The organism is Desulfovibrio sp. (assembly GCF_034006445.1).
GTDB lineage: Bacteria > Desulfobacterota > Desulfovibrionia > Desulfovibrionales > Desulfovibrionaceae > Desulfovibrio.
Genome location: NZ_JAVESS010000011.1, coordinates 42925 through 67926, shown reverse-complemented (window position 1 = coordinate 67926; position 25002 = coordinate 42925). Strand labels below are relative to the sequence as shown.

Annotated in this window: 19 protein-coding genes; 14 read left to right on the top strand and 5 right to left on the bottom strand. The window is 59.6% G+C overall.

Annotated elements, in window-relative coordinates; genetic code table 11:
• Positions 1 to 57 precede the first annotated feature (57 nt).
• From RBR41_RS10105 to lepA, 7 genes are all read left to right on the top strand, one after another.
• Complete coding sequence (locus tag RBR41_RS10105) at positions 58 to 639, top strand: ATP synthase F0 subunit B (RefSeq protein ID WP_320352447.1); 582 nt, start codon at positions 58 to 60, stop codon at positions 637 to 639.
• A complete protein-coding gene (atpH, locus tag RBR41_RS10100; RefSeq protein ID WP_320352446.1) occupies positions 636 to 1187 on the top strand; it encodes an ATP synthase F1 subunit delta in 552 nt (183 codons plus the stop codon). Before RBR41_RS10105 ends, atpH begins: the two co-directional genes overlap by 4 nt.
• Before the next feature lie 3 nt (positions 1188 to 1190).
• The gene (gene atpA, locus RBR41_RS10095; protein WP_320352445.1) at positions 1191 to 2699 is read left to right on the top strand and encodes a F0F1 ATP synthase subunit alpha; all 1509 of its coding nucleotides are present in this window, start codon (positions 1191 to 1193) and stop codon (positions 2697 to 2699) included.
• A gap of 26 nt (positions 2700 to 2725) precedes the next feature.
• On the top strand, positions 2726 to 3610 hold the full coding sequence (locus RBR41_RS10090) for a F0F1 ATP synthase subunit gamma (protein ID WP_320352444.1): 885 nt from the start codon (positions 2726 to 2728) through the stop codon (positions 3608 to 3610).
• Positions 3611 to 3621: 11 nt separating this feature from the next.
• Positions 3622 to 5043 (top strand): F0F1 ATP synthase subunit beta, encoded by a 1422-nt coding sequence (atpD, locus tag RBR41_RS10085; protein ID WP_320352443.1) that lies wholly within the window; start codon positions 3622 to 3624, stop codon positions 5041 to 5043.
• Positions 5044 to 5125: 82 nt separating this feature from the next.
• Positions 5126 to 5530 carry a F0F1 ATP synthase subunit epsilon gene (locus RBR41_RS10080; RefSeq protein ID WP_320352442.1) on the top strand — a complete coding sequence of 135 codons (405 nt, stop codon included), beginning with the start codon at positions 5126 to 5128 and terminating at the stop codon, positions 5528 to 5530.
• A gap of 639 nt (positions 5531 to 6169) precedes the next feature.
• Positions 6170 to 7975, top strand: a complete 1806-nt coding sequence (gene lepA, locus RBR41_RS10075; RefSeq protein ID WP_320352441.1) for a translation elongation factor 4 — start codon at positions 6170 to 6172, stop codon at positions 7973 to 7975.
• 400 nt (positions 7976 to 8375) lie between these two features.
• Here lepA and RBR41_RS10070 read toward each other — a convergent pair whose 3' ends face one another.
• From RBR41_RS10070 to RBR41_RS10060, 3 genes are all read right to left on the bottom strand, one after another.
• The gene (locus RBR41_RS10070) at positions 8376 to 8732 is read right to left on the bottom strand and encodes a hypothetical protein (RefSeq protein WP_320352440.1); all 357 of its coding nucleotides are present in this window, start codon (positions 8730 to 8732) and stop codon (positions 8376 to 8378) included.
• A gap of 351 nt (positions 8733 to 9083) precedes the next feature.
• A complete protein-coding gene (gene cydB, locus RBR41_RS10065) occupies positions 9084 to 10109 on the bottom strand; it encodes a cytochrome d ubiquinol oxidase subunit II (protein ID WP_320352439.1) in 1026 nt (341 codons plus the stop codon).
• A 2-nt stretch (positions 10110 to 10111) separates the two neighbouring features.
• Positions 10112 to 11428 (bottom strand): cytochrome ubiquinol oxidase subunit I, encoded by a 1317-nt coding sequence (locus RBR41_RS10060; protein ID WP_320352438.1) that lies wholly within the window; start codon positions 11426 to 11428, stop codon positions 10112 to 10114.
• 242 nt (positions 11429 to 11670) lie between these two features.
• Here RBR41_RS10060 and htpG point away from each other — a divergent pair, with 242 nt between their 5' ends.
• Positions 11671 to 13647: a molecular chaperone HtpG gene (gene htpG / locus RBR41_RS10055; protein ID WP_320352437.1), complete on the top strand. Its 1977-nt coding sequence runs from the start codon at positions 11671 to 11673 to the stop codon at positions 13645 to 13647.
• Positions 13648 to 14218: 571 nt separating this feature from the next.
• Here htpG and RBR41_RS10050 read toward each other — a convergent pair.
• Complete coding sequence (locus RBR41_RS10050; protein WP_320352436.1) at positions 14219 to 15292, bottom strand: aminopeptidase P family protein; 1074 nt, start codon at positions 15290 to 15292, stop codon at positions 14219 to 14221.
• A gap of 280 nt (positions 15293 to 15572) precedes the next feature.
• Between RBR41_RS10050 and RBR41_RS10045 the strand changes: the two genes are divergently transcribed.
• The 6 genes from RBR41_RS10045 (at position 15573) to RBR41_RS10020 (ending at position 22965) form a co-directional block, all read left to right on the top strand.
• Entirely contained in the window at positions 15573 to 16382 is an 810-nt protein-coding gene (locus RBR41_RS10045; RefSeq protein WP_320352435.1) for a dihydroorotate dehydrogenase electron transfer subunit, read from the top strand.
• 440 nt (positions 16383 to 16822) lie between these two features.
• Positions 16823 to 17749, top strand: coding sequence for a dihydroorotate dehydrogenase (locus tag RBR41_RS10040; RefSeq protein ID WP_320352434.1), 927 nt, complete (start codon positions 16823 to 16825; stop codon positions 17747 to 17749).
• A 3-nt stretch (positions 17750 to 17752) separates the two neighbouring features.
• Complete coding sequence (locus RBR41_RS10035; protein ID WP_320352433.1) at positions 17753 to 18883, top strand: hypothetical protein; 1131 nt, start codon at positions 17753 to 17755, stop codon at positions 18881 to 18883.
• The gene (locus RBR41_RS10030; protein WP_320352432.1) at positions 18880 to 20043 is read left to right on the top strand and encodes an NAD(P)-dependent oxidoreductase; all 1164 of its coding nucleotides are present in this window, start codon (positions 18880 to 18882) and stop codon (positions 20041 to 20043) included. Before RBR41_RS10035 ends, RBR41_RS10030 begins: the two co-directional genes overlap by 4 nt.
• Positions 20040 to 22031: an ABC-F family ATP-binding cassette domain-containing protein gene (locus RBR41_RS10025; protein WP_320352431.1), complete on the top strand. Its 1992-nt coding sequence runs from the start codon at positions 20040 to 20042 to the stop codon at positions 22029 to 22031. Before RBR41_RS10030 ends, RBR41_RS10025 begins: the two co-directional genes overlap by 4 nt.
• A gap of 520 nt (positions 22032 to 22551) precedes the next feature.
• A complete protein-coding gene (locus RBR41_RS10020) occupies positions 22552 to 22965 on the top strand; it encodes a (deoxy)nucleoside triphosphate pyrophosphohydrolase (protein ID WP_320352430.1) in 414 nt (137 codons plus the stop codon).
• A gap of 291 nt (positions 22966 to 23256) precedes the next feature.
• On the opposite strand, the gene hemW is transcribed toward RBR41_RS10020, so the two are convergent.
• Entirely contained in the window at positions 23257 to 24690 is a 1434-nt protein-coding gene (hemW, locus tag RBR41_RS10015; RefSeq protein ID WP_320352429.1) for a radical SAM family heme chaperone HemW, read from the bottom strand.
• Between the last annotated feature and the right edge of the window lie 312 nt (positions 24691 to 25002).

Here is a 25002-nt window from a genome sequence, read left to right as displayed (position 1 = left end):
TTTCTTTAGGCACAGTCTACGCTATTGCATTATTCTCTGAACAGAGGGGGGTGGGCTTTGAGCAAATGGAAACACGCGGGTTTTATCCTGCCGCTCGTTATTGCCCTTGCCGCGCTTGTCTTCATTCCTTTTGAGGCGCTGGCCTCTGAAGGGCATGGGGGACCGCGCTGGGGGGACTTCGGCTGGCGCGTGCTGAACTTCGTGATTTTTGCGGGCATCCTCTGGTACTTTGTTGGCGGACTGGCCAAGCGCTTCTTCAAGAATCGCCGCGAGACCATCAGCGGAGCGCTGGACGACCTGGATGAACGCCGCGCCAAGGCCAAGGAACAGCTGGCCGCCGTTGAATCGCGCATCGCGCGCCTCAACGAGGAGCGTGAAGCCATTCTGGCCGAAAGCCGCAAACAGGCCGAAAACCTGAAAGCGGGCATTGTGGAAGAGGCGCACCGTCAGGCGGCGCAAATTGTGGAGCAGGCGCGCATGACCGCTGAAAATGAAGGCCGCACCGTGCTTGCTGAAGTGCGCGCCGTCATTGCGGACGAAATCGTGGACGCCGCCGAAAAGGCTTTGAGCAGCAAGCTCAATGCCGAAGCCCACGACAAGCTTATCGCCAACTCCCTTAAAAAGGTGGTGCTCCATTGATCGACACCGTGGTTGCACGCAGGTACGCCAACGCCATCTTTGCGTTGGGCAAAAAGGATGGGGACGAAGCCTTGAGTGCGCGGGGTGAATGCCTTGCCGCTCTTGGTGAAATGCTTGTCGCCACGCCGGGACTTGACCTGACCCTCAAAAGTCCCGTGATCGGCGTGGAGGAAAAAAAGGCAGTTCTCGACAAGCTGCTGGGCAAGCTCAAGGCCGACCAGACTATGCGCAGCTTCTGCTTTTTATTGGCAGACAAGGAAAGGCTCGCCTTTCTGCGCGAAATTTCCGCCTGGTATGGCAAACTGCTCGACGAAGCCAAGGGCATAGTGCGTGGCCAACTCGTCACGGCAGTCAAACTTCCTGCCGACAAAAAGGCCAAACTCAAAGAATCGCTGGAACAGAAAACCGGCGCCGACATTGAGCTCACCTTTGCTGTCGACAAGGACATACTAGGGGGTATGGTGCTCAAAATGGGTGACCGGGTGCTGGACGCAAGTCTGCGCGCGCAATTGGGTATCCTCCGGGAGACATTCAAGAGGGGTGAATAGCACATGCAGATCAAAGCGGAAGAGATAAGCAAGATCATTGAGGATCAAATCCAGAACTACGAGCAGCGCGTAGAAATGAGCGAAACCGGCACCGTGCTTTATGTTGGTGACGGCATCGCCCGCGTCTACGGCGTGCAGAACGCCATGTCGATGGAACTGCTGGAATTTCCCGGCGGCGTCATGGGCATGGTGCTCAACCTCGAAGAGGACAACGTCGGTGTCGCTCTGCTCGGTTCGGACGTGGGCATTAAGGAAGGCGACCCGGTCAAGCGTACCGGCAAGATCTTCTCCGTGCCTGTCGGCGACGGCGTTATGGGCCGTGTGCTCAACCCCCTGGGTGAGCCCATCGACGGCCTTGGCCCCATCGAGGCTGCCGCAGTGCGCCCCGTGGAAATCAAGGCCCCCGGCATCATCGCGCGTAAAAGCGTGCATGAGCCCATGCCTACGGGTCTGAAGGCCATCGACGCCATGACGCCCATTGGCCGCGGCCAGCGCGAACTTATCATTGGCGACCGCCAGACCGGTAAGACCGCTGTGTGTATCGACGCCATCCTGGCGCAGAAAGAAACGGACATCCACTGCTTCTACGTGGCCATCGGCCAGAAGAAGTCCTCGGTGGCTCTGGTGGCCGATACCCTGCGTCGCCACGGCGCTCTGGAGTACACGACCATCATTTCGGCTACCGCGTCCGACCCCGCGCCGCTGCAGTACATTGCAGCCTACACGGGCTGCACCATGGCGGAGTTCTACCGCGACAACGGCAAGCACGCCCTCATCATTTACGACGACCTTTCCAAGCAGGCCGTGGCCTATCGCCAGATGTCCCTGCTGCTCCGTCGTCCTCCGGGACGTGAAGCCTTCCCCGGCGACGTGTTCTACCTGCACTCTCGTTTGCTCGAACGTGCGGCCAAGGTGAACGACAGTCTCGGTGCTGGCTCCATGACGGCTCTGCCCATCATTGAAACCCAGGCTGGCGACGTGTCCGCGTACATCCCCACCAACGTGATCTCCATCACCGACGGTCAGGTGTACCTGGAACCCAACCTCTTCAACGCCGGTGTGCGTCCGGCCATTAACGTGGGCCTTTCCGTGTCCCGCGTGGGTGGCGCGGCCCAGATCAAGGCCATGAAGCAGGTGGCGGGTACAATGCGTCTTGACCTTGCCCAGTATCGCGAACTGGCGGCCTTCGCCCAGTTCGGCTCCGACCTGGACAAGGGCACCAAGTCCAAGCTTGACCGCGGCGCGCGCCTGGTGGAACTGCTCAAGCAGCCCCAGTACCAGCCCATGCCTTCCAATGAACAGGTAGCCTCCATTTACGCCGCCACGCGCGGACTTATGGATGACGTACCGGTGGAAGACGTCCGCCGTTTTGAAGCCGCCATGCTGACCTTCCTGCGCGACACCAGGAAAGACGTGCTTGACGCCATTAAAGAAAAGAAAGTCATTGACGAGGCTGTGGAAAAAGCGCTTACCGAGGCTATTGCCGCCTTCAAGCAGGGCTGGACGGCCTAGGGGCCCCCAATATCCGGGAGAAAAGCATGCCTTCACTCAAAGACGTAAAAATGAAGATCGTGGGGGTCGGTAAGACCAAGCAGATCACCAAGGCCATGAATATGGTGGCCTCGGCGAAGCTGCGTGGCGCTCAGGCCCGCATCGAGCGCTTCAGGCCGTACGCGGCCAAATACCGCGACGTGCTCGCCGAACTGTCGAGCAAGGTGGAGGGCAACGCCCATCCCCTGCTGGCCGAGCATGAGGAAAAGAAGCATTGCGCCATTGTGCTGGTGACCTCTGACCGCGGCCTCTGCGGCAGCTTCAACGGCAATATCATTGCCACTGCGTTGAGGCTCGCCAAAGAGAAAAAAGCGGAAGGCCTTGAAGTGAGCTTTGTCTGCATGGGCAAGAAGGGCCGTGACGCCGTAAAGGCGGCCGGCTTCAAGATTGTCAAAGCCTATGCAGACCGCATGGGCAGCATCGACTTTGCCCTGGCAAGCTCCGTGGCCCAGGAAGTCATTCACGGCTACGAAACCTTTGGTCTCGACGAAGTGTGGCTCATATACGGCGAGTTTGTGTCCATGGGGCAGCAGCCCCCGCGCAGTCTCTGCCTGTTGCCCCTGAAAACGCCCGAGGCTGAAGAAATCGCCGAAGAAGCCGGAGAAGCGCGCTGCGAATACGTTTACGAGCCGCAGGAAGAAAAGCTGTTGGCGGAGCTTCTGCCCCGCTACGTCAAGGTGCAGGTTTACCGTGGCATGCTGGACACATCTGCCAGCGAACATGCGGCCCGCATGGCCGCCATGGACAACGCCACGCGCAACTGCAACGAGATGATCAACATGCTGACCCTGCTCTATAACAAGACGCGGCAGGCTTCCATCACCAGCGAACTCATCGACATCGTCGGCGGCGCTGAAGCGCTGAAGGGTTAAGGAGCCAACTAATGAGCAAAAACATCGGTAAAATCGTCCAGGTTATCGGCGCTGTTGTGGACGTTGAGTTCACCGACGGCAACCTGCCGAATATCTTCACCGCCCTGGAGATCAATAATCCGAACAACACCGACGCCCCCTACCTGGTCTGTGAAGTTGCACAGCACCTGGGCGACAATGTTGTTCGCACCATCGCCATGGACGCCACCGAAGGTCTGGTGCGCGGCATGGAAGCGGTTGACACCGGTCAACCCATCATGGTGCCCGTGGGCAAGCCCTCCGTGGGCCGCATCCTCAACGTTATCGGTCGCCCCGTGGATGAACTGGGCCCCATTAACGCTGAAAAGTACTATCCCATCCACCGTCCGGCTCCGGCTTTCACCGACCAGAACACCAAGGTCGAGCTGCTCGAAACCGGCATCAAGGTTGTGGACCTGCTTGTGCCCTTCCCCAAGGGCGGCAAGATGGGCCTCTTCGGCGGCGCCGGCGTGGGCAAGACCGTTATTCTGATGGAGATGATCAACAACATCGCCAAGCAGCACGGCGGCTCCTCGGTCTTCGCGGGCGTGGGTGAACGCACCCGTGAAGGTAACGACCTCTATCACGAACTCAAGGATGCGGGCGTTCTGGAACGCGCCACCCTTGTCTACGGCCAGATGAACGAGCCTCCGGGAGCCCGTGCCCGCGTGGCCCTCACGGCCCTGGCCTGCGCGGAATACTTCCGCGATGAAGAACATCAGGACGTGCTCCTCTTCATCGACAACATATTCCGCTTTACCCAGGCCGGTTCCGAAGTGTCCGCCCTTCTGGGCCGCATGCCTTCGGCCGTGGGCTACCAGCCCACCCTTGGTACGGACCTTGGTTCGCTTCAGGAACGCATCACCTCTACCAACACCGGTTCCATCACGTCCGTGCAGGCCGTTTACGTGCCCGCTGACGACTTGACCGACCCGGCCCCGGCTACCACGTTCTCGCATCTGGACGGCACGCTCGTGCTTTCGCGCCAGATTGCAGAACTTGGCATCTACCCCGCCGTGGACCCGCTGGACTCCACCTCGCGCATCCTCGCTCCCGACGTGGTGGGCGACGATCACTACATGGTGGCCCGGCGCGTGCAGATGGTGCTGCAGAAGTACAAAGAACTGCAGGACATCATCGCCATTCTCGGCATGGACGAACTGTCGGACGAAGACAAGCTCACTGTGGCGCGCGCGCGCCGCATCCAGCGCTTCCTGTCCCAGCCCTTCCACGTGGCCGAAACCTTCACCGGTACCCCCGGCCAGTATGTGAAGCTTGAAGATACCATCAAGGGCTTCAAGGGCATCCTGGACGGCGCGTACGACCACATGGCTGAAGGCGACTTCTACATGCTGGGCGGCATCGAACAGGCCGTGGCCAAGTACGAGCAGCGCAAGCTGCAGGAAGAAAACTAGATCGTTGAAAGACCAGTGACCGTGCCTTGTGGCGCGGTCACTGGACAAACGCATCTGGCATATCAGGAGCGAAGGAGTACCTATGGGCACACTGCAACTGGAAGTGGTGACGCCGGACAAAACCGTGGTGAGCGGCGAAGTTGAAATGGCCGTCTGCCCCGGTGTTGAAGGCGAATTCGGCGTGCTGCCCAAGCACGTCTCCCTGCTCTCCGCTCTCAAGATTGGTGGTCTGCGCTACAAGCTGGCTGGCGGCAAGGAGGAACACGTGTTCATTTCCGGCGGTTTCGCCGACGTGAACAACGACGTGCTCACCGTGCTGGCCGAGTCTGCCGAAATGGCGCAGGATATCGACACAGCAAGAGCCATGGCCGCCAAAGAACGCGCCGAACAGCGCATTGCCAGCCATGACGAGCAGATTGATTCGGTTCGCGCTGAAGCCGCATTGCACAGGGCTTTGATCCGCCTGCAACTGGCACAGTTCCGCTAGAGCATTTAACACTTGAAATGCTCGCGTACGGCAGGCAAAAGCCCGCCTACTCGCATTTCGTGGCAAGGATTTTCAGAAAAATCCTTGCAGAGCATTTAACTCATTTCATTCGTAAACTGCTCTAGACCGTTTTTGTTCAGATCTGACAGGCCGTGCGGCGTTTTACGCTGTACGGCCTTTTTTGTTTTTTGGGGAAACGCTGATGTATTCCGTTTGGCGGCGTTGCTTCACTGTTGCTTCACTTTTTTTGAAACAGTCGAGGACGGAAGAGTCCACTCCTGTTTCAAAAAAAGATCGCGCCTTGCCAAACGAAATAACTGCGCGTTTCCAAGAGGCTCTTTAATCAGTGCTCCATTCGAACATATCTCCGCTGAAACGCCTCATATTTCAAATCCCCACTCTGTCGAAAGGCCATTTTTATCGAATCAACACAATGTTGCTGTGCGCCGCACACTCACGCGCTGGACGGGTAACACTTCCATTCGCCTGCACATAACTGCGCAAGGCTGCAAAAAGGCTGAAATCCACCGCACAAGCCCCTGCCCTGCCCCGGTGAAACCGCTGGCCTTTGCATGGACTTCGTGACAAATCTTGGCTATACAGATCAGCTACGCAACCAGACTTTACGCAGGAAAAAATATGGTCAAGCAGGAAAATATACGCAATTTTTGCATCATCGCCCATATCGATCACGGCAAGTCCACCCTGGCCGACCGCATTCTTGAACTGACCAAGGTGGTCAGCCAACGTGAAGCGCGCCAGCAGTATCTGGACAGAATGGATCTGGAGCGCGAGCGCGGCATCACCATCAAGGCCCAGACCGTGCGCCTGCCCTACTTTGCCGCCGACGGTCAGGAATATGAGCTCAACCTCATCGACACGCCCGGCCACGTGGACTTCAACTACGAAGTATCACGCTCCCTGGCCGCCTGCGAAGGCGCGCTGCTGGTGGTTGACGCAACCCAGGGCGTGGAAGCGCAGACCCTGGCCAACGTATATCTTGCCCTTGACCACAACCATGAAGTGTTGCCTGTTCTCAACAAGATAGACCTGCCCAGCGCAGAGGTCGAGCGCGTCAAGGCCGATATTGAAGAAAGCATCGGCCTCGACTGCTCCCAGGCGCTGTCCGTATCCGCCAAGACGGGCATGGGCGTTGACGCCGTGCTTGAAGCCATCGTCAATCACCTGCCCGCGCCCAGGGGCGACAGGGCCGCCCCCCTCAAGGCGCTTATTTTCGACTCCTGGTACGACAGTTACCAGGGGGTCGTGGTGCTTTTTCGCGTTATGGACGGCGTCATCCGCAAGGGCGAAACCGTGCGCCTCATGAGCACGGGCAAGGACTATGAAGTGCTGCGCCTGGGCGTCTTTTCGCCCGAAGCCGCTGACGTCAAGGAACTGCTGGCCGGCGAAGTGGGTTTTCTCTGCGGTTCCATCAAGGAACTGGGCGACGCCCGCGTGGGCGACACCATCACCCACGCCGACCGCCCTGCCACAAGCCCCGTGCCCGGCTTCAAGGAAGTGAAGCCCATGGTTTTCTGCGGGCTCTACCCCACAGAATCCGAGGACTACGAAAACCTCAAGGCCGCCCTTGAAAAGCTGCAACTCAACGACGCGGCCTTTTCCTATGAGCCTGAAACGTCACAGGCCCTGGGCTTCGGTTTTCGCTGCGGCTTTCTTGGCCTGCTGCATATGGAAATCATTCAGGAACGGCTGGAGCGGGAGTTTGAGGTCGGCCTCATCGCCACCGCGCCGTCAGTGGTGTACAAGGTCGACACCAATGACGGCAAAACGCTGGAAATCGACAACCCCAGCCATCTGCCCGATCCTACCAAGATCCACACCCTGTACGAGCCCTACGTCAACATGGACATCCATGTGCCCAACGAATACGTGGGCAACGTCATGAAGCTCTGCGAAGAAAAGCGCGGTACCCAGAAAAACCTGCACTACCTCGCTTCCAACCGCGTGGTGGTCACCTACGAACTGCCCTTTGCCGAAATCGTGTACGACTTCTTTGACAGGCTCAAGTCCGCCACACGCGGCTATGCCTCCATGGACTATCATCCCCTGGACTACCGGGCCTCCGACCTCGTGCGCCTCGACATCATGCTCAATGGCGAAACCGTTGACGCCCTGGCTGTCATCGTACACCGCGACCGCGCCTACACCTACGGACGCGGCCTGGCCCTCAAGCTCAAACGCAGCATCCCGCGCCAGCTCTTCCAGGTCGCCATTCAGGCCGCCATCGGACAGAAAATCATCGCCCGCGAAACCGTCTCCGCCTTCCGCAAGGACGTTACCGCCAAATGCTACGGCGGCGACATCACCCGTAAGCGTAAGCTGCTTGAAAAGCAGAAAGAAGGCAAACGCCGCATGAAACGCATGGGCAACGTGGAACTGCCGCAGGAGGCATTTCTGGCCGCGCTCAAGGTGGGCGACGACTAGGGCTGAGAAGGTTGAATGGGTTGAGTGGGTTGAGTGGGTTGAAGTTTTTTTGTGGGGGGTGAGAGAGTTTGTGGGGGAGGGACCCTTTTGAAAAAGGGTCTCCTCCCCCACGCCCCCTCCCCCTAAAACTTTTAGTATAGTTACGAATAGTTCGGAGTTTTTTTACTCCGAAACGGGCAACTCGGCGAAGCGCTTGCCATGCGCCACACCATCGCAAATTTCGTCTTTGTAAGCGCTAAAGCCAAACGCCAAAACCGGGGAAGAATCCGCATAACGATTCTTCCCCGGTTTTTCTTGTCTGTATGTTGGGGTGCAGCCTGCATGTCGGGAGCCTGCACACGGGAGCCCGCTCACAAGAGCCCGCACACAAGAGCCCCAGGTCTTTAAGGCCAAAAACCCGCTATATCCAGATGCGCATATGCTTCATCCGCTCGTCGCTCACGCCCATACGCCGCATGCACATGTCAAAATAGGCCCGCCAGGGAAAGTAGCTCGTGTCACCCCGCCATTCCGGATTCATCTCTGTCGCCTCCCTTTTGCACTGTCGGTAGGCTTCAAGGTCTTGCTGTTCTTCAAATGTCAGGGGCCGATATTCGCGTGGCGCGCACGCGCCAAGGCTGAGGGCAAGGGCAAGACACAGGGCCATTGCTGGCAAAAATCGCCCGACCTTCGCTTTTTCCACCATAACAGGGCCGTTTTCTTTCCCGGCCCGTCCTGGCCGCATCCTGAGCCACAAGGCCATTGCTGTCTTCTTCATAATTTCCTCCGCCGACACCGCTCCTCACTATGCCTTTTGCGCCCGCACACACTCCCTTATGGAGAGTTCAGTCTGGCGCGGCTGTGAACAAGAAGCGACAAACAGCCTGTAGGATTGGAGCATCAAGGCCACAATAAAAGTTTTAGGGGGAGGGGGTGTGGGGGAGGAGACCCTTTTTCAAAAGGGTCCCTCCCCCACAAAACTTCAAGTCGCCATCGACGTGACCAACCACGCCCCTCACCCACAAAGCATTTCAAAATACCTACTCTCCAACCTTCCTCTTTTTCTTTATAATGCACAAGGCCGCGCCCTTTGGGGGCGCGGCCTTGTTTCAACCATTTTGCAGCAGCCTTAATAGGCGTGGTCGTCGTCCAGATCCTTGGGCAGCACCGGCTCGGAGAACAGCCGGTACATCCAGAACTGATACAGAAGCACGATGGGCACCATGACCAGGGCCACCCCAAGCATGATCTTGAGCGTCAGCTGGCTTGAAGCGCCGTTAAAGGCCGTCACGGTGGCGGCAGGATCAATGGAAGAGATGATCATGCCGGGGAACATGCCCACAACGCCGAAGAAGGTGACGCCCAGGATGAACAGGCCGCTGAAGGCCCAGGCGCACCAGAGCTTGCCCGCGCGCAGCATGATGCGCGCGCCCACAAGTCCTGCCAGGGCCAGCAGGGGCAGCACCAGCAGAATGGGCATGGCCAGGTAGTTATCAAACAGCTTGGTATAAAAAGCCGAGAGAATAAGAAAGGCCACCAGCAGCACCAGCATGATGGGCCACATAAAGCTGGCCGTGGCTACCGCGCGGGTTTGCAGGTCGCCGCGGCTCTTGATGGCCAGCCACAGCGAGCCGTGCAGCACGAACATGCAGAGAAAGAACACGCCGCCAGCCAGCCCGTACACATTGAGCAGGGCAAGCAGGTTGCCGTGATAGACGCCCTGGGCGTCCACGGGAATACCCATAAAAAGGTTGGCAAAGGCCACGCCCAGCAGGATGCAGGGCACCAGGTTGGACACAAAGTGTACGCAGTCCCACAGGCTACGCCAGGCATCGTGCTCGACCTTGCTGCGGAACTCAAAGGATACCGCCCGGAAGATCAGGGCGAAAAGCAACATCAGCAAAGGCGCGTACAACGCGCTGAACATGACTGCATAGGCCTTGGGAAAAGCCGCGAAGGTAACGCCGCCAGCGGCGATAAGCCACACTTCGTTGCCGTCCCAGAACGGCCCGGCGGCATTGTACATGATGCGGCGTTCCGACTCGTTTTTGCCCAGAAAAGGCAAAAGCGTGCCCATACCAAGGTCAAAGCCGTCCAGAATGAAGTACACGGCCCACAGCAATGCCCACAGCACAAACCAGATGGTTTCCAGCATGGCTACACCTCCTGGGCGTCCGGGCCCTTGATGGCAAATTTGCGCAACAAATAGATGTCCAGGATGCCGAGCAGCGAGTACACGCCGATAAAGGCGATCAGCGAGATAAGCACGTTATCGGCCGGAACCGGCGAAACGGCATCCGTTGTACGCATGAGATTATAGACTATCCAGGGCTGACGGCCAATCTCCGTCACGGCCCAGCCCACCATCAGGCCGATGTAGGGCAGCGGAATATTGAGCACAAGCAGCTTGAGAAGCAGGCTGTTGGGCGCATCCTTTTTGCGTTGCAAAAAGGCCCAGAAGGAAAGCGCCAGGAATATGCCGCCAAGGGCGACCATGGTGCGGAAGGTAAGGAAGGTCGGCAGCACAGGGGGCCTGTCTTCCTTGGCAAAGGCCTTGAGGCCCTTGACTTCGGCATTCACGTCGTCAAAGGCGATCCAGCTCAGCAGGCCGGGAATGCCGATGGCCTGCACGGTATTGGTTTCATTTTCGGCGTCAGGCCATACCAGCAGGTAGAAGGGCACGTTGGTATGTGTTTCCCAGTGCGCTTCCATCGCCGCCAGCTTGGCGGGCTGATACTTGGCCACGGTCTTGCCCTGCTGGTCGCCCGAAAGGGCCAGCAGCAGCGCGAAAATCAGGGTAAAGGGCGCCACCATCTTGAACGCGCGGCGGAAAAAGTCGGTATTGCTGCCGCGCAACAAGTGCCAGGAAGAAACGCCAAGCACAAAAAAGCCGCCAAGTACCCACGAAGCAAGTATCGTATGCGCGAACATGCCCCAGCCATAGGGGTTGGTGACGACCTCGTAAAAGTTCGCCAGTTCCGCGCGCTTTGTGACTTCATTGATGTAGTAGCCCACGGGATTCTGCATGAATCCGTTGGCAAGGATGATCCACAGGGCGGAAAGGTTGCCCGCGAGGGCAACCAGCCAGATGCAGGCCAGATGCAGCTTCTTGCCCACGCGGTTCCAGCCGAAGTGCCACACCGCAAGAAACGTGGATTCAAGAAAAAAGGCCACCGTGGCCTCAATAGCAAGGAGCGAACCAAAAATGTCGCCCACGTATTCCGAATATCGTGACCAGTTGGTGCCGAACTGGAATTCCAGCGTGATACCGGTCACCACACCCAGGGTAAAGTTTATGACAAACAGCTTGCCCCAGAATTTCGCCTGTTTTTTCCAGAATTCGTCCCCGGTACGTACATAACGGGTCTCCATCAGGGCAATGATTACCGAGAGGCCCAGCGTGAGGGGCACGAAAATAAAGTGAAAAAACACGGCCACAGCAAATTGCAGACGCGAAAGCATTACAACGTCCATTAGGCCCTCCTTATATATCCTATTTGTGCTTACTCTTTTCGCTCATTGATGGCAAGTGATTATGAATATCGATATCACCTTATTTCCTTGCGTGGCGCTGGTTTAAATACCTCGTCCCCATGACGAAAATGCCCTCGCCGTAAACCGTGAACCCATTTTTTTTCACAACAATGCCCTTGCAGCTCTTGAAAAAACTGGAAGCTGCATTACCTCTAAAGATATCACTTTTCAGGAGGTTTGTCATGGCAGAGGCTGGTAAAAAACCCCGCCAATTCCGTGCAGAGGTGCGTAAGGTTTTACACATCCTGACCAACTCTCTGTATACCAATCGTGAGATTTTCTTGCGTGAACTCATTTCCAACGCCTCGGACGCGCTGGACAAGCTGCGCTTTCGCGTCAATCGCGGCGAAAGCCCCAAGCTGCCCGACCTGCCGCTGGAGATACGCATAACCCTTGATAAGGACGCCAAAACCCTCACCATCGCCGATACCGGCCTTGGCATGACGGCAGAGGAATTGTCCGAAAACCTGGGCACCATAGCCAAATCCGGTTCCGAGCAGTTTCTGGCCGACATCGCGGCCGAAAACGCCGCCAAGGCCAAATCCGGCAACGGGCGCGGCGACGAAACCGATGACGGCGAAGAAGCCGTGGCTGATGCCGCCAACATTATCGGCCGCTTTGGCGTGGGCTTTTATTCCATCTTTATGGTGGCCAACAAGGTTGCCGTCACCTCACGCCCAGCTTTTGGCGATGACAACGCGGCCCACACCTGGACCAGCGACGGTCTTGGCACCTACACCGTGACCCAGTCCGACGAGGCCGAACCTGCGCGCGGTACGGTCATCAAGGCATGGCTCAAGGACGACGCCGTGGAATTTCTTGAAAAATTCCGCGTGGAGTCGGCCATTCGCAAGCATTCTGCCTTTGTGCCTTTTCCCGTTTTTGTGGACAACGAGCAGGCCAATACCCAGCCTGCCCTGTGGCGTGAACCCAAGTTTTCCATCACCAGGGAGCAGTACGCGGCCTTTTACAAGGCCCTTACCTACGACAGCGCTGACCCGCTGGACGAACTGCACTTTTCGGTGGACGCCCCGGTGCAGTTCAACGCCCTGCTCTTCATCCCCGACAGCGCACAGGATTTCTTCGGCTCCGACCGGGACTTCTGGGGGCTTGATCTCTACGCCCGCCGCGTGCTTATCCAGCACCGCAACAAGGAGCTGATCCCCGAATACCTGGCCTTTCTCAAGGGCGTGGTGGATACCGAAGACCTGCCCCTGAACATTTCGCGCGAAACCCTTCAGGAAAACGTGGTTCTGCGCAAGATCAGCCAGGTTATCGTCAAGCAGACCCTCAACCACCTTGAAAAACTCGCCCGCGACGATGCCGAAAAATACAGCGCCTTCTGGCGGCTGCACGGCAAGGTCTTCAAACTGGGCTATCATGATTTTGCCAACCGCGAGCGCGTCACCACCCTGCTGCGCTTCAACTCCTCCACCCTGGCCGACGCCGAGGCTCTGACCAGCCTTGACGGCTATATGGAACGCGCCCCCGAGGGCCAGAAGACGTTCTGGTTTGTGGCCGCGCCCAACCGCGAGGCCGCCCGCCTGAACCCGCACATGGAGCGCTTCCGCCAGAAGGGCATTGAAGTTCTTTACCTTTTTGAACCCATTGACGAATTCGTCATGGACGGCCTTGGCCGCTACAAGGAATGGGAATTCAAGTCCGTGGAGGCCGCCTCCGACGACGCCCTCAAGGACTTTGCCGACAAGGAAGAGCCCGCCCGCGAAGCCGTTGCCCCCCTTTCGGGCGAGGACTCCACCAGCTTTGAGGGCCTGCTGGCCAGAATGAAGGAAGTTCTTGGCGACAAGGTTACGGACGTGCGTGTTTCGCACCGTCTGGCCGACAGCCCAGCCGTGCTCGTTTCGCCTGACGGCGGCATGTCCTCGTCTATGGAAAAGCTGCTCAAGGTCATGCAAAAGGACGATTCCCTGCCGGTCAAGGTGCTGGAAGTCAACCGCGACCATCCCCTGCTCCGCAACATGCTGCGCATGTTCAAGGCTGACAGGGACGACAAGACCCTGGCCGAAATGACGCAGGGCCTCTTTGACGCCAGCCTGCTGCTGGACGGCTACCTCAAGGACCCGCAGGCCCTCGCCGCCCGTACCAACAAGCTGCTTGAAGAAGCTGCCGCTTGGTACACCGAGGTTCGCAAAATATAAGGAAACGCTGATTTATTCCGTTTGGCGGCGTTGCTTCACTTTTTTTGAAACAGTCGAGGACAGAAGAGTCCACTCCTGCTTCAAAAAAAGATCGCGCCTTGCCAAACGAAATAACTGCGCGTTTCCAGGAGGCTCTTTAATCAGTGCTTCCTTAGAGTAGTTTCACGTTAAAATGCTTTGTGGGGGAGGGACCCTTTTGCAAAAGGGTCCCCTCCCCCACACCCCCACCCCCTAAAACTTTTATTATAGTTTTGAGGGGTTGAAAGGGTTTTCTGATCTGGGACGGGACGTTGGAGAGAGGCTCTACCAGGCATCCCCGCCCAAGGTTTCGCCATGCGATTTCGCACCATACCCCACGCCAAAATACGGAAAGCCGGGATTGCCCCCGGCTTTCCGTATTTTTATGACTCATGCGGCTATGACCAATTAATGCACAGAGCGCGATCAGTCGTCACGGGCGCGACACCCAGGCGACCTCGCAACACGGGCGAAACTCCCGGTCTGCGCCACAGCGCCGCCGCCACAACGCCCCGGCAGCATCTCGGAGCCGCGGGCACCGTAAAGCGCGGGCCTACAAAATGCGCACGCCGTCTTCTTCTACCAGCACAGTATATTCCCAGCGCACCCCGCCCCACTGGTTGTAGTAGAGGCCAGGCTCCACCGTGACCACCATGCCCGGCTCAAGCACGCCTTCCGAACGCGGCGAGAGGCTGGGGGCCTCGTGGGTTTCAAGCCCCACGCCGTGCCCCAGGCCGTGGGTGAACGCCTCTGCCGTTCCGGCCTTTTCAAACACCGCACGGGCATAGCCATAGGCGTCACGCATGGGCTGGCCGGGGCGCATGGATTCAATGGCGGCGGTCTGCGCCTGGCGCACAAGATCATAGGTGCGGCGGAATTCGTCCGTGGGCTGTTCGCCCACCCAGAAGGTGCGGGTCTGGTCAGAGCAATAGCTGTCCACGCGGCAACCCACGTCAATGAGCACAGGGCAGTTGTCCGTGATGACGTCCTCGCCGGGTATGGCGTGGGGCAGGGCCGCATTTTTTCCCACAGCCACAATATTGGCAAAAGCCAGTTCCGAAGCGCCATTTTCGCGGAAAAAGCGTTCAATGAGCCAACTGACCTGGGTCTCTGTGCGGCTCGGCTCCAACTGGCTTTCCACCCATTGCAGCATCTTGTGGTTGAGAGCGAAAGACTTTTCCAGAGCCGCCACTTCACAAGGCTCCTTGATGCGGCGCAAATGCTCCACAAGGCCGTCCGCAGCTTCGCAGTAGAGGCCCGGCCCGGCCTGGCGCAGGTCGCGGGCAAAGGCCAGGCTCATGCCCTGCGCCTCCACGCCGATGCGCCCGCCGCAGCGCCGCAGCAGTCCGTAAATATCCCGTGCCGCGTAGCCGCCGTAAATAAAAATACGTTCCGCATCCCACAGGCGGGCGGCGGCGTCCAGATAGCGCGCGTCCGTGGCGAGCCAGTCGCGCCCGTCGGCGGTGATGACCAGCCTGCCGGCGCTTTCATTATACTGCGGATCGTGCAGTTCAAAACCCGAAAGATAAAAACGGTTGGCAGCCTGGCTGACAAGCAGCGCATCCAGACCGCGAGCCCGCATGGCCTGACGCAATTTTTCGCGACGGTTGGCATACATATGGTTCATGACGGTTCTCCTGCCTTTAGTGTAGCGCGTGTGCGGCGGGCTGAAAAGTTGAAAATACCGTGCATTGTACGCAGCTTGCGCCACCACGTCAGCGCCGGGGCGGACAGGCGGACGGGCGGGCAGAGGGGCAGGCCGCCCGGAGACTCCATAAATGCCCTGCCCGCAGACCACGTTACAGTTGTGGGCCACTAAAATGCATACAAAAAAAGAGTATTTAATTATCCACTTATCTTGATCCCCCCGGTTGACCACCTGACCAAGTGCGTCTATACTTTTTCGCATGTCGCAATCTACTTCATGCGAGCTGAGTGTTCTGGACCTCGTCCCCTTTGGGCAGACCGGCAACGAAAGCCGCTTCTTCGCACTGCGCCTTACCCGCCCTGAATGGACCAAGTGGCGGCCCGGCCAGTTTGTCATGATCCGCCCCCAGTCTTTCGGCCTTGAAATTCCCTGGGCGCGGCCCCTTGGCATATGCCACATGACGGCCCGGCACATGATCTGCTTCTTTCAGGTCGTGGGCAAGGGCACTCGCCGCATGTCCGAACTGCGCCCCGGTGAAAAGGTTCGCGTATGGGGGCCTCTGGGCAACGGGTTTGTCATTGAACCCGACACTCCTACCCTGCTTCTGGCAGGGGGCATGGGCATTGTCCCCTTTGTGGGCTATGTGAGCGAGCACCCCAAGCCCTGGAACGTCAGCATGCTTTTCGGCCACCGCGAGCCCATCAGCTGCTATCCCGTGGACAGCATCAATGAGCATGTGCCGCTGGACAGCCTGCGTGAAACCGTGCCCGGCGACCTGGACAACTTCATATATTCCATTCAGGATCGCATGTCCGAGTTTGCCGAACAAAAGGGACTGGTACTGGCCTGCGGGCCCACGCCCTTTATGCAGACAGTGCAAAAATTTGCCGCCGAACTTGGCGTGCGTTGTCAGCTATCGCTTGAAAACCGCATGGCCTGCGGCGTGGGCGCCTGCCTCGGCTGCGTGAGCAAAACCACGGAAAACTGGCCCGTGCCCGCCAAACGCGGCGGCCAGGTGCAGGTGTGCAACCACGGCCCCGTATTCTGGTCGGATCAGATTGAACTGTGATGCGGCATTACGGTAACACGCCCGCCTGAGGCGCGGCCTTACTTCACGCTTTTTGCAGCGCGGGCTTTACAAAAATTCGCGCAGAGCCGATAACCAGCGTCGCTGCTTGCCTGCTCTGCCCTCAAGGGCCCTGGCGGATACAAAGACCTGTTCCTTGACCCGCAAGACAAACTGCGCCTCAAGCGTATTTTTCGCATTGCCGTCAGGGCATGCCCCTTGCGAGGCAGCAAGGCAAACGCGGCCGCAAGGTTGAAAGCCGGGGCAAAACCCGGCACTGAACGGCCTGCCGCCCGGCGGAGCAGCGCCGCCACAGAGTGCGGCAGCGGCAAAAAGCAAACAACGCCCGTGAAGGCTCACCCGAGACGGGCATACAACCCCTCACCGCCCCCGCGCAAAACTTTGCGCTAAGGCGGGTCTGCGCGGTTACTGGAGAACGCGGCATGGATCTTTCCGTCACACTGAACGGCCAGACGCACGATCTGTCCCTCAAAAATCCCATACTTACGGCCTCCGGAACCTTTGGCTACGGCCTGGAGTTCGCCACCTACGGCGATCTTGCCAGCCTTGGCGGCATGGTGGTCAAGGGGCTTTCCCTCCAGGCCCGCGAAGGCAACCCCACCCCCCGCATTGTGGAAACCACGGCGGGCATGCTCAATGCCGTGGGTTTGCAGAATGACGGAGTCGATGTCTTCTGCTCAAAAAAACTCCCTGAGCTGCCCTGGCAGGAAACTCCCGTTATCGCAAATATTTATGCAGGATCTGTTGAAGACTTCGGCCTGCTGGCCGCCCGCCTCAATGATGAGGAAGGCGTGGCCGCGCTTGAGGTCAACGTGTCCTGCCCCAATGTGCGCGAAGGCGGCATAGCCTTTGGCCAGGATCCCCGCATGCTGGCGCAGGTGACTACCGCCGTGCGCAGCGCCGCCCCTGACAAGCACGTCATGGTCAAGCTTTCGCCCAATGTCACCGACATCACCGTCATGGCCCGCGCTGCGGAAGAAGCCGGCGCGGACAGCATATCCTGCATCAACACGCTTCTGGGCATGGCCGTTGACCTGCAACGGCGCCGCCCGTCCCTGGCCAATGTGGTCGGCGGCCTTTCCGGCCCTGCCATCAAGCCCGTGGCCCTGCGCTGCGTATGGCAGGTCGCCAGCGCGGTAAAGATTCCCGTGGTGGGCGTGGGCGGCATCTCGTGCGTCGAGGACGCGCTGGAATTCATTTTGGTGGGCGCGCACGCCGTTCAGGTGGGCACCGCCAGCTTCATGCGGCCGGACTGCGCCTTTGATCTGGTGAAGCAGCTTCCCGCCGCCTGCGAACGTCTGGGCGTTTCTTCGCTGGCCGAGCTGCGCGGCAGCTTGCAACTGGGCTGATATATGGCGCTTACCATCACCGCCGTCCGCTCTGAAGCGGAGTTCGCCCAGTTTCTTGACCTGCCCTGGGGCATCTATGCCCAAAGTCCTTTGTGGACGCCGCCCATCAAGAGCCAGGAGCGCGAACTGCTCACCCCTGGCGAGCATCCCTTCTGGGAAAGCGCCCGGCGGGAGCTTTTTCTCGCTGCGCGTGACGGGCGGCTCGTGGGCCGCATCGCCGCCATTGTGGATGAAAAGTACAATGCCTACGCGGGTGAAACCTGCGGGGCTTTTGGTTTTTTTGAATGCGAAGATGACAGGGAAGCCGCCCATGCCCTGCTGGACGTCGCCAGAGACTGGCTGTCCGGCCAGGGCATGAGCTTCATGCGCGGGCCGCTGAACCCCTCCACAAACTATACCTGCGGCCTGCTGGTGGACGGCTTTGAGCTTGCGCCCACCATCATGATGCCCTGGAACCCGCCGTACTACCCCGTACTGCTGGAAAGCTGGCATCTGCGCAAGGAACAGGATCTCTTCGCCTATCTTCTTGAAAGAAGCCGCTTCAACCCGCCGGAATGGCTCCATGACGAAGTGGCCCGCCTCAAGGCCGAGGCCCATTTCACCTGCCGCACTTCCAGCAAGGCCACCCTGACCGAAGACATCCGCGACATGCTGGCCCTGTACAAGGTCTCGTGGGCGGACAACTGGGGCTTCTCTCCCCTTTCGGACGGCGAGGCCGAGCAGCACGTCAAGGAACTGAAGAGCGTGCTGGATCCGGAATTTTTCGTCCTCTTTTACCACAACGGCGAACCGGCCGCCGGTATGGTGGCCCTGCCCGACATGGCCCCGCTGCTCCGCAGGCTCAACGGCAAGCTCGGCCTGTCCGCCCTGTGGCACTGGTGGCGCGCCCGGGCCGAGATACGCGGCGGCTACCGCACCATTCTTTTTGGCATCCGCGAGGAATTCAGGCTCATGGGCCTGCCCCTGCTGCTGCTGGACTTCATGCTGGAAAAAGCCCGGCTGCGGCCGGACTTTCAGTGGGTGGAAGGCTCGTGGGTGCTTGAGGACAACGTGGCCATCAACGACCTTCTTGAAGATTTTTCGGGCCGCCTCACCAAGCGCTACCGCATCTACCGCAGGGAGATCGAGGCATGATCACGGCGGATTGCGGCGCAGACATGACACAGGCTGGCCCTGCTCGCCCTGAAGGCTCCAGTGGGGCGGATTTTGCCGCCACCGGGCATCTTGCGGACGTGCGGGTGCTGCTTACGGGCGGCACAGGCTTTGTGGGCCGCCATCTGCTGCCGCAACTGCTGCAGGCAGGCGCGCGCGTCACCTGCCTCACGCGGGCAAGCTCGCACACGGCGGGCCTTCCTGAAGGCGTGGCCGTGGTCCAGGCCGATCTTGGCACCGGGCGCGGTCTGACCGAAGCCCTTGAGGGGCAGGATGTGGTCATCCACATGGCCGCCCTTCTTTTCGGGCTGGGCTGGCAGGACTACCTGCGCGCCAACGCCCGCGCCGCCGCGTGTCTGGCCGAGGCCATACGTCAGGCCGACGACAACGCCGCAAAACGCGGCCAGCCGGGCATGCAAAGATTTGTGCTGGTGTCCAGCCAGGCGGCCACCGGCCCCTGCGGCACGGCCCCCGGCGTGGACGACCATGCTTTGCCCGCGCCCGTATCGGCCTACGGCTGGTCAAAAGCGCTGAGCGAACAAATTCTGGGCCGCGCCCTTGGCGACCGCATGGTCACCTTGCGCCCGCCCATCATTTACGGTTCAGGCGACAAGGGCCTTTTGCCCGTCTTCAAGGGTGTCATGCGCGGCGTGGCCGTGAGTCCCGGCTTTGGGCGGGAATTTCCCGTCAGCGCCGTACACGCGCGCGACATGGGCCAGGCCGTCATCTGCGCGTGCAGGCCCGACGCCCGGGGCGTCTACCATCTCAATGACGGGCAGGCGCACAATATGAGCGATTTTTGCCGCGCCATGGGGCAGGCCGTGGACAAGGCACTGAAGCGCCGCAAGCACGCGGTGCATGTCATCCACATGCCCCTGCCCATCATGGCGCTCACGGCAGGGCTTTCATCCGCCTTCGGCATTGCTGCCGACGCCCTGCTGGGCAGGCTGCCCGCCTCTTTCGGCGGCCATCTGCGCCGCGCCCCCAACTGGAATCTGGACAAATACCGCGAAGCCCGGCAAGCTGGCTGGCTGAGCGATGGCAGCCGTATTCGGCGAGAACTTGGCTTCACCCCCTGCATGAGCCTTGAGGCTGGCATGGCTGAAGCAGTGGAAGGCTACCGCCGTGAGGGCTGGTTGTGAAAATAACGATTCAGGAACTTTCAAAATCTTTTGGCGGACGGGACATCTTCAGCAATTTTTCGCTGGAGGTGGATTCCGGTGTGCGCCTGTGCGTCTGTGGCCCCAACGGTACGGGCAAGTCCACCTTTTTGCGGCTGCTGGCCGGGGTGGACTCCGCTGACGGCGGGCGCGTCATTTTGCCGCGCGGCTGTCGCATGGGCTATGTGGAACAGGAGCTTTCAGAAGAGGCGCTCAATACGCCGCTGCTCACCTACGTTCTGGACGTGCTGCACGACTGGAGCGACTTCTGGACGCAATGGGAAGAAGCCGCCGCCGACAAGGACGAATCCCGCCTTACCGAACTCATGCACCGCCAGAGCGAGCTTGAATCGCTCTACGGATACAATCCCGAGCACAGGGCCAAGGCCGTGCTTTCGGGTCTGGGGTTTGCTGAGCACAAGTGGGGCCGCACCCTGCGCGAACTCTCCGGCGGCTGGCGCGAACGCGCCAAGCTTGCCCGCGTGCTCACCGCAGGGGCCGACGTGCTCCTGCTGGACGAACCCACCAACCACCTGGACATGGAAGCCGTGGAATGGCTGGAGTCCTTTTTGCTGGACTTCAAGGGCGCGCTGGTATTCGTGGCCCACGACCGCCGTTTTATGGACACGGTGGGCACGCACGTGCTCTATCTGGGCCTCGCCCGCCCCGTGTTCCGCAAAGCCACCTACACCCAGTTTCTGACCCTGCAGGACGAATACAACGCCCAGCGCGAGCGTGAAGCCCGCGCCCTCAGGGAAGACCTTGATAAAAAAATGGCCTTTGTGGAGCGCTTTCGCGCCAAGGCCACCAAGGCCCGGCAGGCTGGCTCGCGTCAGAAGATGGCGAAAAAGCTTGAAAAAGAGCTTGAAGACTACAGACCGGAACCCAAGCGCAAAGAGCTGAACTTTTCCTGGCCCGAAGCGCCGCACTCCGAAAAAATCGTTCTGGCGGCCGCTGATCTGGATTTTCATTTCGGCGACGGCAAAGTCATGTGGCCGCCCCTGACCTTTACCCTGTACCGTGGGCAGCGTGTTGCCCTGGTTGGCCACAACGGCTGCGGCAAATCCACCTTGCTCAAACTGCTGGCGGGCACGCTGGAACGCTGCGGCGGCAATCTGGCCACTGCCACGCAACTGCGCATGGGCTACTATACCCAGCACCAGATGGAGACCCTGCGCGACGACACGACGGTGCTCAGCGAAATACGCCGTCTGTCCGACCCGCGCACCACTGAAGAAGAGCTCATGAGCGTGCTCGGCCTCTTTCTTCTGGGGCAGGACTATTTTGACAGGCAGGTGGGCGCGCTCTCCGGCGGTGAAAAAAGCCGCCTTGTGCTGGCGAGCCTGTTTCTGAAGCGCTGCAACTTTTTGCTGCTGGACGAACCCACCAACCATCTGGACCTTGAAAGCCGTGAGGCGCTGGTGTCGGCCCTGCAAAAATTCACGGGAACCTTGCTCATGGTCGCCCACGACCGCTGGCTGCTTTCGCAGGTGGGCGCGGAGGCCTGGGAGCTTGACAAAAAGGGCATCACGGTGTTCCCCGACTTTGTGGCCTATGATACGGAACGCCGCGCACGCAACGCTGCTGCGGGCGCGGGCGGCAACGGCCAGGGCGCGCAGGCGCAGGATGCCGCATCAGCCGGTGACGCTGGCCCGGGCCTTTCGCGTGAGGAGCAAAAACGCCTCAAGCGCGAACAGGCCGAAAAACGCAATGCCCTGCACAAGGAACTCAAGCCCCTGCAAAGCAAGTATGACGCCATGGAAAAAGAACTGGCCAAGGTGCTGGACGAGCAGGGAACGGTTGAGGCCCAACTGGCCGACCCGGAAATTTACGCCGATCACGCGCGCTCCTCGGAACTGCTGAAAACCTTTGAGGCGTGCAAAAAGCGCGGCGAAGACCTTTTTGAAGAAATGACAGCTCTTGAGGAGCGCATGGACGCCGTACGCGGCCGGTGGAATACCGAAGACTAGCCATGGCCGGGGAACGGCGTTTTCGCCGTGGGCCGTCGCAAGAGTGCTTCGTACGCCATCGCGTGCGCTTTCGGAAAACCAGCGGATCAGGCCTGCCACTGCAGCCATAACTAGAGCAGTTTACGAATGAAATGAGTTAAATGCTCTGCAAGGATTTTTCTGAAAATCCTTGCCACGAAATGCGAGTAGGCGGGCTTTTGCCTGCCGTACGCGAGCATTTCAAGTGTTAAATGCTCTAGCTGGCAGCGCGGCAGGGTTTTGCCGTGCGTTCTGAAAAAGACTCTGGAGCAGACTACCTTTGAGAATGCCATTCTCAAGGGTTTTTTGACATGTCCGCTTCAGTGTTTATCATAAAAGGCTCACAGCCTTCACGACGGCGCTGCGCACGCGGCCGCCAGAGCAGTTTCAACGTGAAAAAGCTCAGGCGGGCGGGCCAGGGCGTCGCACTACCCGTGGGCATGCCACAACATGGCAGACCTGCGGCGCACTTTTTCAAGAGATTCAGAGGGAAAGATCGGGGATGGAGTACACGCAAACTATTGATGTGGCGGCGGGCATAATCTGGCGCGGCGGGCTTTTTCTTGCCGCCCAACGGCCCACCAACAAGATTATGGAAGGCTACTGGGAGTTTCCCGGCGGCAAGCTTGAGGGCAACGAAAGCCCGGAAGAAGCGCTCAAACGCGAACTGGCCGAAGAACTGGGCATAGGCGTCAGCGAGGCCAGCTACTGGCAGTGTGTTGAGCACCACTACGCGGAGCGGAAGCTCACCGTGCGCCTGTATTTTTTTCACGTTACCGAGTTTGTGGGCGAACCCTGCCCCGTGGAAGGACAGAATCTGCGCTGGGTCAGCCCGGACGAAGCCCCGGACTTGGGCTTTCTGCCCGCCGACGCGAGCGTGCTTGAACAGCTTCTGTCCCTGGGCAAGCTCCACTAGGGGCTGTTTCACTTTGAAATGCCTTGTGGAAAAAGCCCCTTGTCAATGGGCCTTCTTTGCACTTACCCTTACGTATAAAATATATACTTAAATTTCAGTCTGTTGTATGAAATACCCTGACACACAGGGGTATTTCAAAAGCAGCGCTTCCCGGAAAAAAGCTCCCGGCTGCGTATTTTCCCGCTGCGTACGGCGCGGCCAAAAAATCTGCGCGGGCGTGGTAGCCAGCCTTGAACCTCAAGCGCACCCCCCATGCCGAGGCATCATGCTGGACGCAGCGTGCCCCATGTCTCAGGCTTTGGGCCACTGCACCGGGCGTATCTCCGCACTGCTGCGGACGTTCCTTTTATGGCCCAGCGGCCCGGCGGGAATCACAACATCCTGCGCCGCCGCGTCAGCCCCTTCGGTCGCCACCCCGGCAGCCCCTGCCACCATATCGCCCGGCTGTCCGGCCACCTGGCCCAAGGCCCCTTCCGCCAATACAGCCTCGCCAAGGCTGCCAGCACCAGTGCCGACGGCGGGCTTCACATCGGGACGTGCTCCGGGAGCCAGCCCCTGATTGAGAACTTCACGCGTCCGCGCAAAGAGATTGCTCAAAATGGAGTTGGACACCAGCATGCCGCTGCGCGTCAGCCGCAAATAGCCGTTACGTATGCGAATGAGTCCGTTTTCATGCAGGGCCTGCACCAGGCGCTGGTGATCGCGCACAAAGTCCCGCCCTGTCATCTCCCGGTAGGCCTTGACCTGCAACCCGCGTGACGTGCGCAGCCGCAGCATGAGCAGTTCAAGCACGCGCGTCTGCGCATCAAGCACTTCCACTTCCTGCCCGAGGCTTCCGTCGCGGGCGCGCATGTCCCAGGCTCTCTGGCTTGCCGGATTTGTCCAGCGCTGCCCGCCTATGGTCGATGTGGCGGAAGGCCCGAAGCCCAGATAGTCCTCGCCCTCCCAGTAGCCCATATTGTGGCGGCACTGAAAGCCCATGCGGGCGAAATTCGAGATCTCGTAGTGCAGGTAGCCCTGCTGCTCCAGCAGGGCCGCGCCCTCCATAAACATGATGTTCTGGTCGCGCTCCGTGGGCAATACCAGGCGGCCGTCCTCCACATCCAGTTCCAGGGGCGTGCCTGGCTCCACGGTCAGGCCATAGGCCGAGATATGATCCGGGCTCATGCGCATGACGTCCTTGAGGGTTTGCAGCCACTGCCGCACGCTCTGCCCCGGCAGGCCCCACATGAGATCCACGTTGATGTTGGCGCAGCCCGCCTCCCGCGCCAGAAAGGCCGCGTGCAGGCTGTCCTGGGCCTTGTGCGGACGCCCCAGCATGCGCAACATGCTGTCGTCAAGACTCTGAATGCCGATGGAAAGACGGTTGATGCCCGCCTCAAGATACTGGGTCACACGGTGGCCGCCCCGCAGGGATTCGGGGTTGGCCTCAAGCGTCACTTCGGCCTTGTGTGCCAGTTTGAAGTAGCGGCCAAGGCGTTCCATAATGTGCCCGATGACGCGCGGCGGGAGCAGGCTCGGCGTGCCGCCCCCGAAAAATACCGACTCCACCGTGCTGCCGCTCAGACGGTCGCCCCAGTGGGCCATCTCCATAAACAGGGTGTCCACATAGTCGCGCACCAGGGGCGATGACACAGGGTCCACCCCGCGCCCCAGAGGATTGGAAAAAAAGGCGCAGTAACGGCAACGCGTGCTGCAAAAGGGAACGTGGATATATACGAGCATGGTCCTTCCAGTGACAGAAAAATGGCGCGGTCAATGCGGCGGCAAGCCCCTGCGGAATAGTTGCAAATATTATGCCCCACCATGCCCGCACCGCCCGCCCATGGCAAGACCAGCCTTGCCGCCGGAGCGCTGGCAAGGCTGGTCTTTGGCGCGCCCCGGCCAGCCCGGCGCAGGGGTCGCGCGTAGCTTGGGGGGCACCGTATCTCGCAAGGTTCGCCCGGATATTGGGGGATCCGCCTGCGTCTCGCGGGATTCGCCCGCGTCTCGCGGGATTTGCCTACGCCGTACTGAGTTCATCTGCGTCTCGCGGGA

Bases quoted from the DNA above. Each gene is read 5' to 3' on its own strand.
- RBR41_RS10050 (WP_320352436.1), bottom strand. From the start codon at position 15,292: ATGAACCATATGTATGCCAACCGTCGCGAAAAATTGCGTCAGGCCATG.
- RBR41_RS10035 (WP_320352433.1), top strand. From the start codon at position 17,753: ATGGCGCTTACCATCACCGCCGTCCGCTCTGAAGCGGAGTTCGCCCAG.
- hemW (WP_320352429.1), bottom strand. From the start codon at position 24,690: ATGCTCGTATATATCCACGTTCCCTTTTGCAGCACGCGTTGCCGTTAC.
- htpG (WP_320352437.1), top strand. From the start codon at position 11,671: ATGGCAGAGGCTGGTAAAAAACCCCGCCAATTCCGTGCAGAGGTGCGT.
- RBR41_RS10040 (WP_320352434.1), top strand. From the start codon at position 16,823: ATGGATCTTTCCGTCACACTGAACGGCCAGACGCACGATCTGTCCCTC.
- RBR41_RS10045 (WP_320352435.1), top strand. From the start codon at position 15,573: ATGTCGCAATCTACTTCATGCGAGCTGAGTGTTCTGGACCTCGTCCCC.
- atpD (WP_320352443.1), top strand. From the start codon at position 3,622: ATGAGCAAAAACATCGGTAAAATCGTCCAGGTTATCGGCGCTGTTGTG.
- lepA (WP_320352441.1), top strand. From the start codon at position 6,170: ATGGTCAAGCAGGAAAATATACGCAATTTTTGCATCATCGCCCATATC.
- RBR41_RS10030 (WP_320352432.1), top strand. From the start codon at position 18,880: ATGATCACGGCGGATTGCGGCGCAGACATGACACAGGCTGGCCCTGCT.
- cydB (WP_320352439.1), bottom strand. From the start codon at position 10,109: ATGCTGGAAACCATCTGGTTTGTGCTGTGGGCATTGCTGTGGGCCGTG.
- RBR41_RS10070 (WP_320352440.1), bottom strand. From the start codon at position 8,732: ATGAAGAAGACAGCAATGGCCTTGTGGCTCAGGATGCGGCCAGGACGG.
- RBR41_RS10060 (WP_320352438.1), bottom strand. From the start codon at position 11,428: ATGGACGTTGTAATGCTTTCGCGTCTGCAATTTGCTGTGGCCGTGTTT.
- atpA (WP_320352445.1), top strand. From the start codon at position 1,191: ATGCAGATCAAAGCGGAAGAGATAAGCAAGATCATTGAGGATCAAATC.
- RBR41_RS10090 (WP_320352444.1), top strand. From the start codon at position 2,726: ATGCCTTCACTCAAAGACGTAAAAATGAAGATCGTGGGGGTCGGTAAG.
- RBR41_RS10020 (WP_320352430.1), top strand. From the start codon at position 22,552: ATGGAGTACACGCAAACTATTGATGTGGCGGCGGGCATAATCTGGCGC.
- RBR41_RS10080 (WP_320352442.1), top strand. From the start codon at position 5,126: ATGGGCACACTGCAACTGGAAGTGGTGACGCCGGACAAAACCGTGGTG.